The sequence below is a fragment of the Trabulsiella odontotermitis genome, from assembly GCF_001297775.1.
Taxonomy (GTDB): Bacteria; Pseudomonadota; Gammaproteobacteria; order Enterobacterales; family Enterobacteriaceae; genus Trabulsiella; species Trabulsiella odontotermitis.
This window is the reverse complement of the sequence record NZ_LIFX01000012.1, coordinates 231,774-247,453: the sequence shown is the minus strand read 5'-3', so window position 1 is coordinate 247,453 and position 15,680 is coordinate 231,774. Positions and strand designations below refer to the sequence as shown.

Here is a 15,680-nt window from a genome sequence, read left to right as displayed (position 1 = left end):
AATAATAATTCTTTTTGGCGGCATGTAAAAAGGAATAACTGACGGGAGAGTTTATTCAATATTTAATATTTGCTCTCCCCTGTTCATTCATCGTGCCCAATTCACCACGGGCCACTGGTGAATCTCTCCCTGAGCCTGTAATTGTGGGCAGGGGTTCACCAGAACCACCTCGTCAGCGACAAGGCATAACGGCAGGTCATTGATGGAATCGGTGTAAAACGCCATCCTGCCGTTCCTCTGCGGATGCATCGCCAGCCACGCCTTCAGACGGGTCACCTTTCCCTGCTGGTAGCTCGGCGTACCGCTAATCACGTTGCTGTAATAACCGTCGTCAATACGAACATCAACCCCTGTCGCGTGATCGATACCCAGTGCGCGGGCGATGGGTTTCACCAGCAGGCTTACCGAGGCGGAAATAATCATCATTTGCTGCTGTTCAGCGCGTAATGTCTGGATCAGATCCCGCGCCTGTGGGTACACGCGGGGCATGATGGTATCGGTGACCCACTGCGTGACGCGCCGATCAACCTCCTCTTTGGTCATCGCCGCCAGCGGTGCCAGCGTCAGCGCCACATAGGCATGAATGTCCATTTTACCGACGGCATAGTCGGCCATCAGTTGCGCTTCCTGTTGCAGATAGCCAGCATCGTTGACCAGGCCTTCGCGAACCAGATATTCGCTCCAGTACGTGCTGCTGTCGCCCTCAATCAGGGTGTTGTCTAAATCGAAGAGGTACAAAGTGTCAGTCATAACGCATCCATCACAATGGGAGAGCTCCGGGTATAACACAGAGAGATGACGGCTGAATGGCAGAGTATAACATGATGAAAATACTCAGATGATCTTTCACTAACGCGGTGCTTTTTCGATTTTTAGTAAACCCGAAAATTATCCATAAATATCATTTCCTGCGAATAATCCGCCCGACTCTCTTTCATTGCTGAAATACGCCTCTGATCACACTTTTCGGCGATAACATGGTTCAGCCTGTTGAACTAAGGGTATTTTCACCCTTCCGATATTTATAAACTCAATACCAGTTCAACACGAGGCCGCCATGAGTAGCAGAGGGTGTAATTCATTAGTCCGTGCCGAAAAAATACTGACACATATCGCTTACGTCGGTGTCGCGAGCTATATGGAACTGCTCAGAGAATTCCAGTATCCCAAAAGCAGTTTGTTAAATTTATTAAATGTTATGATTGAATGTGGCTTTTTAATTAAGAGTGAAAATAACCAGTACGCGCTGGGAATTAAAAATTATGAACTCGGATGCCAGGCGCTACACCGGAAAAACATTTTTGAAGTCACCAAACGGCCAATGCATGAGTTGTCATTAAAAAGTGGGCTGGTATGCCATCTCGGGGCGATGGAGAGTCATTCTGCTATCTACCTCGATAAAGTGGAAAGCCACGACTCTGTGCCGACACGGAAAAGCTGGATCGGTAAAACGCTGGAGCTACACATTACCGCGCTGGGTAAGGCATTGCTGGCGTGGAAGACGCCGGATGAACTCGATTATTTTATGGATGTCCTGACGCTGAAAAAACACACGGAAAATACGATTACCGACAAAAAAGCGTTCAGGGAAGAGTTACAAAAAACACGTTTACGCGGCTGGGCCATTGATAATGAAGAATCCACGCATGGCGCCGTCTGTTTAAGTATGCCGGTTTTTAATATGTATCACCGGGTGAACTATGCGATTTCCCTGTCGGGGGATCCAGAAGTGTATTCAGGAAATAATGTTGACAAGTACCTTGAACTGCTAAGGCAATGCGCCGGGCAAATTTCCAGTGGGCTGGGGTACCGAAATGAATCTTTAAGAAAAGGAAACTGATGTAATGAAAAAATTCAGGGGGATTATTCCGCCGGTCTCCAGCACTTTCGACCGTAACGGTGCTATCGATAAAGTGGCAATGAAACAGGTTGCCGACTTTTTGATTAATAAAGGCGTCGATGGTCTTTTTTATTTAGGCACCGGCGGCGAATTTAGCCAGATGAATGCCAGCCAGCGAATGGCATTTACCGAAGCGGCGGTCTCGGTCGTAGACGGACGCGTCCCGGTGTTAATTGGCGTGGGTTCCCCCTCGACCGAGGAAGCAGTAAAACTGGCGCGCCACGCGCAGGCCTGCGGTGCGGACGGTATTGTCGCCATTAACCCGTATTACTGGAAAGTGGCATCCCGCAACCTGGACGATTATTACCACCAGATCGCCAGCCATGTCGAACTCCCTGTCATCATTTATAACTTCCCGGATCTTACCGGCCAGGATCTCAGCCCGGAGATTGTTAAACGGTTAGTCCTGCAGAATGAAAATATTGTCGGGATCAAAGACACGATCGACAGCGTCGGGCATCTGCGCGCGATGATCAATACCGTGAAAGCGGTGCGCCCGGAATTCTCCGTCTTCTGCGGCTACGATGACCATTTACTGAATACTCTGCTGCTGGGCGGTGATGGTGCCATTACCGCCAGCGCGAATTTCGCCCCTGAACTCTCTGTTGGCATCTACAACGCCTGGCAGGAAGGCGATCTGGCACGGGCGGCGTCTCTTAATAAACGACTGCTGCAACTGCCGTCCATCTATGCGCTGGAAACCCCTTTCGTCTCGCTGATAAAACATGCCATGCAATGCGTCGGGCTTCCGATTGAGACTTATTGTCTGCCGCCGATACTGGAAGCTTCAGAAGAGGCAAAAGAGAAAGTCCGTGCATTACTCGTCGCGCAAGGGATCGTAAACGCCTGAGGAGGCAATATGTCTGTTCATGATATTTTTGATGACGATAACCGCGATATTTATTGCGTCAGAACCCATGCCTCAGGCCCGGAAGGTGAACTCCCGTTGACCGCAGAGATGCTCATCAATCGACCGAGCGGTGACATCTTCGGTATGACAATGAATGCGGGGATGGGCTGGAAGCCGGATGAACTCGATCGTGACAGTATTCTGCTACTCAGCACGCTGGGCGGGTTGCGTGGTGCAGATGGCAAACCTGTCGCCCTGGCGTTGCATCAGGGCCATTACGAGCTGGATATCCAGATGAAAGCGGCGGCGGAAACCATCACCGCCAGTAAAGCGTTGCCGTATGCCGTGTATGTTTCTGACCCGTGCGATGGCCGCACGCAGGGAACAAACGGCATGTTTGATTCCTTACCGTATCGCAACGACGCCTCGATGGTGATGCGCCGGTTGATCCGTTCTCTCCCGGACGCCCGGGCGGTGATCGGCGTTGCCACCTGTGATAAAGGGTTGCCCGCCACCATGATGGCTCTGGCGTCCCAGCATGATAAAGCCACGGTGCTCATCCCCGGCGGCGCCACCCTGCCCGCACAGCATGGTGAGGATAACGGCAAAGTACAGACCATTGGCGCGCGTTTTGCCAATGGTGAGTTATCGCTACAGGCCGCTCGCCGCGCCGGATGCCAGGCGTGTGCATCGTCTGGCGGCGGTTGCCAGTTCCTCGGCACCGCAGGCACCTCGCAAGTGGTGGCTGAAGGTCTGGGATTGGCCATTCCGCATTCCGCGCTGGCCCCTTCCGGGGAACCGGTATGGAAAGAGATCGCCAGAGCCTCGGCGCGTGCGGCGTTACAACTGGTCAAAAAAGGGATTACGACCAAAGATATCCTCACGGACAAAGCCATTGAGAATGCCATGATGGTGCATGCCGCTTTTGGCGGATCGACAAATCTGCTGCTGCATATCCCGGCCATTGCCCATCAGGCGGGTTGCCACCTGCCCACCGTCGATGACTGGATCCGCATCAACAAGCAGGTGCCCCGTCTGGTCAGCGTATTACCCAACGGCCCGGTGTATCACCCGACGGTAAATGCGTTCATGGCGGGCGGTGTCCCGGAAGTCATGCTGCATCTGCGTGATCTCGGTTTGTTGCATGAAGATGTGATGACCGTGACCGGCAATACGCTGAAAGAAAACCTCGACTGGTGGGAGCATTCTGAGCGTCGGCAGATGTTTAAAGATCTTCTGCGTAAACAAGAACACGTTGAGCCGGAAGACGTTATTATGTCGCCGCAGCAGGCATCCGCCCGTGGTTTAACCTCGACGATTACCTTCCCTGTCGGGAATATTGCGCCTGAAGGGTCTGTGATTAAATCAACCGCCATTGACGCGTCAGTGATTAATGCGGAGGGCATTTATTATCACAAAGGCGCCGCAAAAGTTTATCTTTCAGAGAAAGCGGCGATTTACGATATCAAACACGAAAAAATTAAAGCGGGCGATATTCTGGTTATTATGGGTGCCGGTCCATCCGGTACCGGGATGGAAGAAACTTATCAGGTGACCAGCGCGCTGAAGCATCTGTCGTATGGCAAACATGTTTCATTAATCACCGATGCCCGATTCTCTGGCGTATCGACAGGTGCGTGTATTGGTCACGTTGGCCCGGAAGCACTTGCTGGCGGCGCTATTGGTAAATTACGCACTGGCGATATTATTGAAATCAACATTGACTGCAAACAACTCCTGGGTGAGGTTAATTTCCTGGGAACCAGTCTCGATGAAAAACCGCTCTCACGAGAGGAGGCTACCGTTATTTTAAATACCAGGGATACACATCCTGATTTAATGCCCGACCCTGACCTGCCAGATGACACAAGGTTGTGGGCCACGCTCCAGGCGGTCAGTGGGGGCACATGGGCGGGATGTATATATGATGTCAACAAAATAAATCAGGCCTTACAGCAATGTATTAAAAAGTCCTGAAATAAATAACACCTTTATCCTGAATAATTCAGACTGAGTGCAACAATAATACGCATTCAGTCTGGATTAGGGTGGATAATTTTCTGAAGAATGAGAGGACATTATGCCGCTATTGATTGTTGTGGCAGGTATCGCTGTACTCCTGCTTTTAACTATAAGAATTAAACTGAACACTTTTGTTTCCTTAATTATCGTCTCTATTGGCGTCGCCATCGCCAGTGGCATGAGACTGGATAAAGTAGTTACTTCTGTTGAATCGGGGTTGGGTGGCACACTGGGTCATATCGGCCTGATATTTGGCTTCGGTGTGATGCTGGGGCGCTTATTAGCCGATGCAGGTGGCGCGCAGCGTATTGCCCTGACCATGCTGAAATATTTTGGCGCTAAAAAACTGGACTGGGCGGTGGTGTGTTCAGCTTTTATTGTCGGGATCGCGCTGTTTTTTGAAGTCGGCTTGATTCTGCTGGTACCGATTTTATTTGCGATCGCGCGTGAAGCCAAAATTTCGCCCATGTATATGTGCGTACCGATGCTCTCGGGTTTACTGGTGGCGCATGGTTTCCTGCCTCCGCATCCGGGCCCGACCGTTATTGCCAGAGAATATGGTGCCGACGTCGGTGTCGTTCTCCTTTACGGTATTGCGGTAGGTATTCCGACGTTTATTATCTGTGGCCCATTGCTCAATAAAGTCTGCCAGCGTTTAATCCCGGATGCGTTTAAAAAAGAAGGGAATATCGCCTCACTTGGTGCTACCAAAAGCTTTAGTGAAAGCGAAATGCCTGGTTTCGGTATCAGCTTCCTGACAGCGATGTTGCCGGTGATATTAATGGCGCTGGTGACCATTATGCAGATGGCGCGCCCGGCGAATGCCGGTGAACCTGGCATGCTGTATAACGTGTTCCTGTTTTTAGGCAACTCCACCATTGCGATGCTAATTTCTTTACTTTTCGCCATTTACACCATGGGCGTGGGGCGCGGAAAAACCATCCCTGAACTGATGGATTCGTGCAGTAAAGCGATTGCAGGGATCGCGGGCCTGTTATTAATTATTGGCGGTGGCGGTGCGTTCAAACAGGTGTTGATCGACTCCGGTGTCGGCCAGTTTATTTCCACGATGGTTTCGGGCATGGATATTAACCCGATTCTGATGGCGTGGGGTGTGGCCGCGTTCCTGAGGATTTGCCTGGGTTCCGCAACGGTTGCGGCGATCTCGACGGCAGGGCTGGTGATCCCGCTTCTGGCGGCGCATCCGACGACCAATCTGGCGCTGATCACCCTGGCTACAGGCGCGGGTTCATGCATTTGTTCGCATGTGAACGATGCCAGTTTCTGGATGATTAAAGACTTCTTCGGGCTGACGACGAAAGAGACCTTATTATCCTGGACGCTGATGTCTACCCTGCTGTCGATTTGTGGGCTGATCTTTATTTTACTGACCAGCATGGTGATTTAATTCCGCATCATTCAGGCTGGCTCACGCCAGCCTGTGTTATCCGCTCATCTTTGCACTACGTCAAATCAGGCGCTAAAACTCCCCGGCGTCAAAGGGGCAGAATGTTCATGGTCTGAAACTGTCGCTGAATAGTCGAAGTAATCGAAATCCGCGCAGATATGTTCACCGGTGAAATCCTGGCAACACATGCCGACAAAGGCGCCGGTGAAGCGTTCGATACCTCTCTCTTTAAAATACTCATCCGAGAGTTTGCTGTATTCGATATGCCCCCCGACCGGGAACCATTTTTCCTCATCCAGCGAATAGTAGAAATTAGCGGCATCATCTTTGACGCAGACTCTGAGATAAACAAGACCTTCGCTGGGTATCTGTATTCCCTCCCCAGTGGGCAATGAAAATTTATTAAGGTCATTGATCATCAGATTGACGGTTCTTTCCCCCTGCTCATTACAGGAGATATTTAAATAAATATAATTTGTCGTGTCGTAATAACAGACCAGACCCGCCATTTGCTGGAAGGAACGAGGGCTGAAATCCACACAGGTTTGCGCAGTGAAGGTGAAATCGGTTTGTCTTCTCGCCAGCAGACTCTGATAGTGGCGCGAACTCAGGGATTCATACCCGCGTAATCGCAGCCATCCGTGTCGTTCTTTTAGCGTACACATCGCCTCACTTAACGGAATGCGTAACGACTGATAGTGAAGCGGTATTTCCGGACTGTCGAAATCATCCCTTGCAGGTTGTTCAGGCCATGGGCGCTCTTCCAGACGTGTCCGGACGTTTACATCCGGTGTGATTTTATTATTGATTAACCGCAGCCAGCCATCATCGGTCCAGTACACCTGTTGAATAGCGGTTTCACGCCCCATCGGACTGCGTCCTTTCGAGGGCAACGGTCGACCGCATAAATGCACGATAAACCATTCCCCCAGACCGTTTTCAAACAAATCGGCATGCCCGACACGCTGTAACGGCTGACGACAGTCATAACGGGATGTCATCATTTGGCCGATGGGGTCCGTTTCATAAGGGCCGAACAGCTGTTTTGAACGTGCCAGCGTGACGCCGTGATTATAAAAAGTGCCGCCTTCCGCCACCAGCAGATAGTACCAGCCGTTGAGCTCATAAATATGCGGGCCTTCGGTGATCCCCAGCGAAGTTCCGGCGTAGATTTTGCGGCACTCTCCGATCAGGGTCTTTTGCTGCTCGTCATATTGCTGGATGATGATACCGTTCCATTTCGGGAAACCGGCTTCCCCGCCATCCATGTAGCTCATCTCCATACTCACCAGCCATTTCGTGCCATCGCTGTGATGGAACAGAGAGGGATCAATTCCCCGGCTGTTAAGATACGTCGGTTCTGACCATTCGCCTTCGATATTATCCGTCGTCACGATGTAGTTATTTGTGTCCCAGAAACGGCCGGTCACATTTTTTACATCGGTATAAACGAGATAAAATGTTCCCGCGTCATAGCTCAGGCACGGCGCATAGATCCCGCCTGAATCCGGATTTCCTCTCATATCCAACTGACTTTTCCGGTTCAACGGGCAGGAAATCAGTCGCCAGTGTTTGAGATCATATGATTTATACAGACAGACGCCTGGAAACCATTCAAAGGTCGACGTGGCCAGATACCATGCATCACCGACTCTGATTATTGAAGGATCCGGATTAAATCCTGGGATAATGGGATTAACGATTGTGGTCATAAAACTCATCCTGTAATAGTCATACTGGTGGCGTAATAACGGGGGCGCTTCACTGGGTTTGCTGTGCACAGGTTCGATATTGATTCATGATGAAGAACATGATCAGAACGAAAACGGCAGGGATGACGGTGAAAATTAACCTGACAATCAGCGTCGCGAGATCGGTTTGCGTTGCCGCATTGCCGACATAACCACCGAAGGTCAACAGCCAACCGATGATGGCACCGCCGACGGCAATACCAATCTTGATAGCAAAAAGGTTCGTTGAGAAAACCAGGCCACTTAACGACAAATTCGCTTTTTTCTCGACATTGTCGATGATGTCACTGAGTAAACTCCATTGCAGGGGCGCGGAGCTGGAGTCAACAAAATGTATTAAACAGATAATGGCGCATATCGCCAGCGAGTATTCGGAAGGGACAGCAAAAAGGGCGACCAGAATAATCGCCTGCAGCACCAGCGATGCTTTATAAGCAAATACGCGATCAAGATTCTTGTAGAGTAATGTCGTTGACATGGCGCCGATAAATCGGGTGCACAGGATAATCACCAGCACCATACTGACCAGATCGGGCTTTTTCATGTAGTAGCTGACAAAATAAATGGCGCCGCCCGTTTTTAATATTCCTGCAATAAGACTTGCAATGTTAAGGGCGAAGATGCAACGCCAGTTATGATCTTTAACCACAATAAGCAGTTCATCATAAATTCCCCGGAACTTACGACTTTTATCCACCTCTTTCGTGTAATGCTCTTTGGTCATGGAAAAACAAAGAAAAAACATGATGGTACTGATCCCGCCCATGATAATCATGGCAAGAAAATAGCCTTTCTGCAGATCACCTGCGCCCAGCAATTTCGTTAGTGGCAGCGCAACGACGGAAACAATAATGCCCCCCAGCGCGGCAAAGGCAAAACGATAAGACTGCATTGATACACGTTCTTTGGCATCATTAGAGATATTGTTGATCAATGCGCAGTACGGGACGTTGACGAGGGAGTAAAAAATCGATAACGCGGTGTAAGATACATAAGCATAAATAATCTTACCGGTCTCCCCGAAATCAGGCGTATAAAAAGTTAACGCACCAAAAATGCCAAAAGGCAGGGAGAACCAGAGAATATACGGTCTGAACTGACCATACTTGGTTTGCGTATGATCAGCGAGATAGCCTATATACACATCTGCGACAGCATCAAAAGCCCGCACAAGGAGAAACATGGTTCCCATGTGAAACGCGCTTAACCCATACACATCTGTATAAAAGTAGGCCATAAACAGCATTATGGTCTGCCAGATAATATTGGATGCCCCATCACCTAATCCATAACCGATCTTTTCTTTGAATCCTGGGTTATTCATAAAAATACCTTTTACATAAGAGGATTAAGAGTTCATAAGAACGAGGGGCCGGCCTCAATATAAAAGATAAGTACAACGCACCCTAAAAAATGTATGTAAACGTGTCGTTTATATAATTTTTTTGCGCGGAGCGATGTATGACGATCACACTTTCAGCAAGATCATCATGTTGACGGGATCTACCATGTTTATTTCAGCGAGGAGGTTTCGTTCATTTTGAGTTGTTCTGAGGTAAGGCTACCCTCTCTGAATTTCTTCGGGGTAACACCAATAAATCTTCTGAATTGATAGCAATAGTAAGCGGCATCGGTGAATTCACATTTATAGGCAATGTCGGTGATGCTGAGATCGGTATTGCGAAGCAGGTGAATTGACAGCGAGATTTTTTTCCTCAACAGATACTCCTTAAAACTGACCTGCATCACTTTTTTAAATACTCTTGAAAAATGAGTCGGTGACAACCCGACAAAATCAGCTGCGTCATTCAGGCTAATGTTAAACGACGTGCGTTTTTCCATCTCAATGATAAAATTGATTATAAGGCCAAAGATGGACTGGCGATCAGTCTCCGCCGACACGTTATCAGAGACAGCCGCGTGCTGAAGCACGGTGTTAAGCAACAGGATCATCAGTGGCTTAATTTCATCCCCGGCATGCCCTGTCTCATAGATCTCAGCAAACCAGCGGAATAAAAAATGGAGTCTGTCAGCGTCCTTCCCTTCCAGATAAGCAACAATACCAATATGCGGCTCCATCGTCGGGACTGGATATTGCAAACTATTGAGTACGGTGTGATCATACTGCAAAATAAAACGCTCATGATCGCCGGTGAACTCCAGTTCCATATCATGAAGCGTTAATGGGCTGACGTAGATTAATGTATTATTCTGGATGTTAAATTTTTCCCTGCCAATGCTATAACTGCCCCTGGCTTTATAAAACCACATAATTTCGTGTTCAAGATGAACATGGGGTTTTATATACATCCCTTTTTCCGGCACACCTTCCCTGGCACGTAATATGAAATCAAGCCCGGTCTGGGTCTCCAGCTTTTCAAAAAAATAATCTACATTTTTGAATGTTGGCATGATGCTTATTTTACAAATTAATCACCCATATTTAACGTGTGATATCATAGTTTACTCGCGGAGTAAAACGTATTTTTCCGGGACGGGAAAGGATTAACCTGAAGGTGGAGTTAGTGACAAGGCCGCGAGTGCCAGGACTCAGCGCACGCTGGTTTTAATAAGCACGTTTGCCACCTGAATAATGTCAAATATTCCGAACAATATGTTGATGTCCCTGGTAATGCGAATGGTGTCACTTTGCAGATATTTACAAATATATTTTTCTGTCTTATTTTGCGCCCACATTTCATACGAAATTAATCTTAAGGATAAGCAATGGACGGGAAGCCACTACGCGGATTTTCCGGCGTCAGGTGCCTCTTCTGTGTCGCCATTCTGGCGGTAGCTTTCTCTCGTGCCACGGCGGCTCCGCTTTCCCCTGCTGACCGCGATACTATTCAGCAGCAGCAACAACAGTTGCTTGAGCAGAACCAGCGTCAGCGTGATGAACTGGAGCGCAGCACCCCGCTGCCCCGCTCGTCAGCGCCTGCCGTGACGCCGACCACAGAAGGCCCGTGCTTTACCATTTCCTGTATTGAGGTGCGTGGCGCCACCCTGCTCTCTTCACGCGACGCCGATACCGTTACCGCCCCGTGGCTGAACCAGTGCCTGGACATGGCACGACTGACGCAGGTCACTAACGCCGTCTCCGACTGGTACATCAGCCGCGGGTATATCACCAGCCGCGCTTTTCTGACTGAGCAGGACCTCTCCTCCGGCGTGTTGTACCTCACGGTGCTGGAAGGCCGGTTGCAGCAAATCCGCCTCGAAGGCGTGCCGCAGCGGACGCTCGCCATGACTTTTCCCGGGCTGGAAGGAAAAATCCTTAACCTGCGCGACATCGAACAGGGTATGGAGCAACTGAACCGCGTGCGACAGGTTCCGGTGGAGATTGAAATCCAGCCGGGTGAGTCGCAGGGCTGGTCGATTGTCAATCTCACCGCTGCCCCGGAATTTCCGCTTAGTGGTTCGGTAAGTTTCGACAACAGCGGGCAGAAAAGCACCGGCACCGGCCAGTTCAGCGGCGCGCTGACCGGCAATAACCTGCTCGGTCTGGCGGATAAATGGTTCGTCAGCGGCGGGCGCAGCAGCGATTTTTCAGACTCGAAAGACGCGCAAAATTTTGCCGCGGGCGTCAGCGTGCCGTACGGCTACGGCCTGCTCGACTACAGCTACAGCTGGAGCAATTACCTCAGCACCATTGATAACAACGGCTGGCCGTGGCGCTCCACTGGTGACAGCGAAACTCACCGCCTCACCGGCTCGTGGGTGGTATTCCGCAATGGCGACATCAAAACCGGGCTTACCGCTGGTATCACCTAACCACACCCAACTGGATGGCGGCGTGATAGCCTCCACCGGTCCGGCAGATAAAAACCGGCTGGATACCGACACGCTGGGTTTCAGCGACATTCACAACAAAGCCGACTACAAAACCGAGCACCAGGGGGCTGGCTTCAGTACGGGTAGCGGTATCGACAAGCAGCTCGCCGGAAACATGGCAAACACCCTGCTGGCTGGAGGTGGTAACAGCGGTCATGCAGAAGGTACCACCCAGGCAGCAGTAAGCGACGGCACCATCATCATCCGTGACAAGGACAACCAGAAACAGGATGTGGCGGACCTGAGCCGCGACACGGAACATGCCAACGGCAGCATCAGCCCGATATTTGACAAGGAGAAAGAACAGAACCGCCTGCAGGAAATTCAGCTGATTGGAGAGATTGGCAGTCAGGCCATGGACATTGCGAGGACGCAGGGGGAGATTGCTAAAGCGAAAGCAATGAAAGATCCTGCAGCGCTGGCGGCGGCGAAAGACAAGCTGCTGAAGGAAGGTAACAGCAACCCGACGCAAGAGCAAATTGCAGACCAGGCAGGCCGGACTGCCATGCAGGATTATGGTACCGGTAGTGATTTGCAGCGTGGTATTCAGGCAGCGACCGCGGCGCTTCAGGGGCTGGCGGGCGGAAATATCGCCGGGGCGTTGGCCGGGGCATCTGCACCGGAGCTGGCATACCTTATCGGTCATGGCATGGGGATTGACAATAATGAGGCAGCAAAAGCCGTTGCTCATGCCATCCTGGGTGCAGTCACCGCTCAGTTGAACGGTGGCAGTGCCGCCGCAGGTGCAGCGGGAGCGGTAACCGGAGAACTGATTGCGCACCAGCTCTTCCCAAATATCCCGAAAGATAAGCTGAGCGAAGAACAGAAACAGCTGATTGTGGCACTCAGCACCGTAGCGTCTGGTCTTGCAGGGGGGATTGCTGGCAACAGTACAGCCGGTGCATTGACTGGGGCTCAGGCGGGGAAAAACTCGACAGAGAATAACTCAATGTCTGAGTTTGTGCCGCCTCGCGTACAGCAGGATGCATCTCTGGCTTTTGATCTCGGCGATAAAGGGGTCACTAACGATGAAATTATCAAAGCGGTAGACAAATCACATATCGGCCCGTCAGTAGGGGATACTGCAAAAATTCATGGAGATATAAAAGGCCAGGTCGCTGGAGGTTATGTCGCAGGAGGGTATCTGGAAGGTGTACTTTCAGAGGATAAATTTGCAATTAATGGTGGGGTTACGAAGGTGTTAGGGTGGCGTACAGATGCGTCTGCCGGTTTGACTTTTGGACCTTACCCGATTAAAGATTTCAATCCTACCTATGATTATTCTGGTGCCATATCGGCTGGTATTTTTTCACTTGAAGGGAGTATTGGTAAAGACGGCATTGGTGGCTCTTTCAGAGTTGGTGGAGGGATTGGTACGAGTATCCGACAAAGTGAAAACAGTAACAACCAGCCAGAGCTTAACGGCTCTGGTAGTACCGAACTAATCTCTTGGCCTATCAAAAAGGACTAACCAAATGATTTATGTGTTGTTAGGTATTGCACTTTCCGCTTTTGCGGTCGGAACGGTTATGTTTTATCGGTTTAGTAAAGCGACAGGAAGAAGCGTCCAATCACCTTTTACCCCGATGTGTTTTTTTGATGCGCTCTTTTTTGGACTGAGCAGTAAACGTGATATGAATATTGCTGCATGTTCTTTTATGGTCTTTTTACTGAGCATCTGGGGGCTCACCTATTTAAAATTACGGACCAATTTTTGGGGTAGCCCTGAAAGTTATTTTGGTTTAGGGATTGCTGGGATTTTCTTTCTGATAATGCATTGCCGCTATGGTGCAAAGGATGTTGTTATCAAAAATGATGGCCTTGCACCCATGAGGGAATTAACCAATATTCGTCGGTCTGGCCTCACCAGCCCATTTTTGTGGTTAAGCCGGGCTGGGTACCTCGGATGTTTAATTGGCATGATACGCTGATGCAGCGTTACTGAAATCTGCGATTAATCTCAATTCATACAGTTGGGATTGTTGTTGAGAATAACTCGCTCAGCGAGGAAGAAGAAAAGCGGCCTGGACTGCGACCTGCCAAAGTTCTTGATGAGAATGGCGATCCACTGAAAGGTGGTGGTGGGATAGCTAAGGGTGGTAAATCTAAAGATACTCAGATTTGGACAGAAACCAAGAAGGCAGAACCTGTGGGTAATGCCTATGGGCACTGGACAAAACATGGGAAAGAGTTTCCTGAGTATCAGAATGCTAAGCAATATGTTGATGCAGCCCATAATTTTATGACAACCCCACCGCAAGGCACTTTAACTAAAACTCGCCCTAACGGAGACTCGCTGTATTATAATCCTGCGACTAATGTCTTTGCTTCAAAAGATATAAATGGTGTACCACGTACAATGTTTAAACCAGAGAAAGGTCTCGAATATTGGAACAAGCAATGATGAATAATAGCTCTTATCCTTGTCCGTGCTGTGGAAATAAGAAAATCGATGAGCCGGGTTGTTATGAAATTTGCCCTGTATGTGGGTGGGAAGATGACCCTGTACAATCGGCTGATCCAGATTTTTCTGGCGGGGCAAACTCTCTGAGTTTAAATGAGGCGAAACGAGCATTTAACAAACAGTAACTGAATATTTATCCCAGCCACCGAGCCGGGATTGTTTCATCAGCCTTTACCCACAATATCCGTCCCAACGCTTGTACACTGGCAGATCACCGGTGCGCCTAAACCTGTTGTAAGCATCCCTGAAAACAGTGCCAGGTTAAACTGGAATATCCGGATCGACTTCTGTTGTTCCGACATTGGTGAGTCGTTGCAGCTCTGTATTCAGAGCTGTGACCACTACAAGATTCGCTGACACGGTCTTACCGTCTTTATCATCACTCTGACCGCTATCCCCCACTCATTCCGCGCCAACTAGTTCATCATCGCCACTATTGCGATGACTGCTGCGCTGCGCGCGCCCGCAAGGTGCAACATCATCCCCCCGTTATCGGCTTTGGTTCGGAAGAATTCAGTTACGCTTACATTATCAATAGGAGCCGGGTAATCAGCAAAAGTACGCGTTTTTACCAGCGCCCTGAGCGGCACCAAAATTGCATAATTCAGTATGAGTTTGCACTAACCATGCCCGTGGCGTGGCACCGTTCAACGTGAGGGGATAAGCATGAAAGTTGAGATCAAGCGCCCTGGAAACACGGATTCCACCAGGCTTAAAGAGGCGTTCACCAGGCTGTTTGCCCGGACGCAATCATTGGGTTTTGATGCAGTGATTTACCACTATACGCCGGTTCCGCGTTCGCCTGAGGGTGAACTGATTACCCCTTCGCTACTGGAAATGCGTAATGCGCCGGACGATATGCACCAGTTATGGTGCGAGCGCGGCTATTATCAGGCCGATCCGGTGCAACATTACGCATTGCAGAGCTGCGCGCCTTTTGTCTGGTCATATCAATACCCGGCAAGCAGCGTGCTGCGCCATATGCTGGACAATAACGCGCGTGAAGTCAGCCGCTACATGTGCGAGAACAACATGTCCAGTGGCGCAACCGTACCGTTGCATCTACCGAATGGCGGATTTGTTACCCTGACAGGCATTTTAACCAGCCAGCATCCGCCACCTGGTATCAATGATACCCTCGCCCAGATGATGTTTCTTGCACATCACTTTCAGGAGACGGCTTTTCCGCTGTTTGACGCCTCAATGCGTACCTGTCACCACATCCGACTGAGCAACCGTGAGCGCGAGTGCCTGGCGTGGTCCGCCAGGGGGCTGACGGCAAAAGAGATCGCCCGTAAACTGCATCGATCGGTCGCAACGGTCACGCTACATCTGAACACGGCGGCGAAAAAACTCGGCGCCACAAATCGCGTACAGGCTGTGGTACGCGCGATGCACTACCGCCTGCTCGACAGTTAAGAACTAGCATTTTTACTAGTATTCAACGCGGC

General features: G+C 50.0%; 11 protein-coding genes and 3 pseudogenes. 10 read left to right on the top strand and 4 right to left on the bottom strand.

Translation table 11 applies throughout. From position 1 onward, the window contains the following. Positions 1–87: 87 nt before the first annotated feature. A complete protein-coding gene (locus tag AOY23_RS17290; RefSeq protein WP_054180371.1) occupies positions 88–750 on the bottom strand; it encodes an HAD family hydrolase in 663 nt (220 codons plus the stop codon). Positions 751–1,057: 307 nt separating this feature from the next. Here AOY23_RS17290 and AOY23_RS17285 point away from each other — a divergent pair, with 307 nt between their 5' ends. The 4 genes from AOY23_RS17285 to AOY23_RS17270 all read left to right on the top strand — a co-directional run bounded on the left by AOY23_RS17285 (position 1,058) and on the right by AOY23_RS17270 (position 6,180). Beyond that, positions 1,058–1,840, top strand: coding sequence for an IclR family transcriptional regulator (locus AOY23_RS17285; protein ID WP_054180372.1), 783 nt, complete (start codon positions 1,058–1,060; stop codon positions 1,838–1,840). A 4-nt stretch (positions 1,841–1,844) separates the two neighbouring features. Further along, the gene (locus AOY23_RS17280; protein WP_054180373.1) at positions 1,845–2,750 is read left to right on the top strand and encodes a dihydrodipicolinate synthase family protein; all 906 of its coding nucleotides are present in this window, start codon (positions 1,845–1,847) and stop codon (positions 2,748–2,750) included. A 9-nt stretch (positions 2,751–2,759) separates the two neighbouring features. After that, on the top strand, positions 2,760–4,727 hold the full coding sequence (locus AOY23_RS17275; protein WP_054180374.1) for a YjhG/YagF family D-xylonate dehydratase: 1,968 nt from the start codon (positions 2,760–2,762) through the stop codon (positions 4,725–4,727). Between the two features lie 103 nt (positions 4,728–4,830). Further along, positions 4,831–6,180 carry a GntP family permease gene (locus tag AOY23_RS17270; RefSeq protein WP_054180375.1) on the top strand — a complete coding sequence of 450 codons (1,350 nt, stop codon included), beginning with the start codon at positions 4,831–4,833 and terminating at the stop codon, positions 6,178–6,180. 65 nt (positions 6,181–6,245) lie between these two features. On the opposite strand, the gene AOY23_RS17265 is transcribed toward AOY23_RS17270, so the two are convergent. The 3 genes from AOY23_RS17265 to AOY23_RS17255 form a co-directional block, all read right to left on the bottom strand. Next, complete coding sequence (locus AOY23_RS17265; protein ID WP_072171043.1) at positions 6,246–7,892, bottom strand: glycoside hydrolase family 43 protein; 1,647 nt, start codon at positions 7,890–7,892, stop codon at positions 6,246–6,248. Positions 7,893–7,941: 49 nt separating this feature from the next. Next, positions 7,942–9,255: a glycoside-pentoside-hexuronide (GPH):cation symporter gene (locus AOY23_RS17260; RefSeq protein ID WP_054180376.1), complete on the bottom strand. Its 1,314-nt coding sequence runs from the start codon at positions 9,253–9,255 to the stop codon at positions 7,942–7,944. A gap of 188 nt (positions 9,256–9,443) precedes the next feature. Further along, positions 9,444–10,343 carry a helix-turn-helix transcriptional regulator gene (locus tag AOY23_RS17255; RefSeq protein ID WP_054180377.1) on the bottom strand — a complete coding sequence of 300 codons (900 nt, stop codon included), beginning with the start codon at positions 10,341–10,343 and terminating at the stop codon, positions 9,444–9,446. A 315-nt stretch (positions 10,344–10,658) separates the two neighbouring features. On the opposite strand from AOY23_RS17255, the pseudogene AOY23_RS17250 reads away from it, so the two are divergent. The 6 genes and pseudogenes from AOY23_RS17250 to AOY23_RS17230 all read left to right on the top strand — a co-directional run. Next, positions 10,659–11,702, top strand: a pseudogene (locus AOY23_RS17250) (ShlB/FhaC/HecB family hemolysin secretion/activation protein); the annotation flags it as partial. Then, positions 11,701–13,236, top strand: a pseudogene (locus AOY23_RS23265) (polymorphic toxin type 25 domain-containing protein); the annotation flags it as partial. The pseudogenes AOY23_RS17250 and AOY23_RS23265, both read left to right, overlap by 2 nt. Positions 13,237–13,240: 4 nt before the next feature. Continuing rightward, a complete protein-coding gene (locus AOY23_RS17240; protein WP_054180379.1) occupies positions 13,241–13,696 on the top strand; it encodes a hypothetical protein in 456 nt (151 codons plus the stop codon). A gap of 170 nt (positions 13,697–13,866) precedes the next feature. Next, a pseudogene (locus tag AOY23_RS23055) lies at positions 13,867–14,169 on the top strand (VENN motif pre-toxin domain-containing protein); the annotation flags it as partial. Continuing rightward, a complete protein-coding gene (locus AOY23_RS22000) occupies positions 14,169–14,354 on the top strand; it encodes a CPCC family cysteine-rich protein (protein ID WP_072171046.1) in 186 nt (61 codons plus the stop codon). The pseudogene AOY23_RS23055 and the gene AOY23_RS22000, both read left to right, overlap by 1 nt. Positions 14,355–14,895: 541 nt before the next feature. After that, positions 14,896–15,648: a helix-turn-helix transcriptional regulator gene (locus AOY23_RS17230; protein WP_054180381.1), complete on the top strand. Its 753-nt coding sequence runs from the start codon at positions 14,896–14,898 to the stop codon at positions 15,646–15,648. The last annotated feature ends 32 nt before the right edge of the window (positions 15,649–15,680 follow it).

Coding starts and splice junctions, on each gene's coding strand:
- AOY23_RS17285 (WP_054180372.1), top strand. CDS start 1,058: ATGAGTAGCAGAGGGTGTAATTCATTAGTCCGTGCCGAAAAAATACTG.
- AOY23_RS17230 (WP_054180381.1), top strand. CDS start 14,896: ATGAAAGTTGAGATCAAGCGCCCTGGAAACACGGATTCCACCAGGCTT.
- AOY23_RS17280 (WP_054180373.1), top strand. CDS start 1,845: ATGAAAAAATTCAGGGGGATTATTCCGCCGGTCTCCAGCACTTTCGAC.
- AOY23_RS17240 (WP_054180379.1), top strand. CDS start 13,241: ATGATTTATGTGTTGTTAGGTATTGCACTTTCCGCTTTTGCGGTCGGA.
- AOY23_RS17290 (WP_054180371.1), bottom strand. CDS start 750: ATGACTGACACTTTGTACCTCTTCGATTTAGACAACACCCTGATTGAG.
- AOY23_RS17275 (WP_054180374.1), top strand. CDS start 2,760: ATGTCTGTTCATGATATTTTTGATGACGATAACCGCGATATTTATTGC.
- AOY23_RS17255 (WP_054180377.1), bottom strand. CDS start 10,343: ATGCCAACATTCAAAAATGTAGATTATTTTTTTGAAAAGCTGGAGACC.
- AOY23_RS22000 (WP_072171046.1), top strand. CDS start 14,169: ATGAATAATAGCTCTTATCCTTGTCCGTGCTGTGGAAATAAGAAAATC.
- AOY23_RS17265 (WP_072171043.1), bottom strand. CDS start 7,892: ATGACCACAATCGTTAATCCCATTATCCCAGGATTTAATCCGGATCCT.
- AOY23_RS17270 (WP_054180375.1), top strand. CDS start 4,831: ATGCCGCTATTGATTGTTGTGGCAGGTATCGCTGTACTCCTGCTTTTA.
- AOY23_RS17260 (WP_054180376.1), bottom strand. CDS start 9,255: ATGAATAACCCAGGATTCAAAGAAAAGATCGGTTATGGATTAGGTGAT.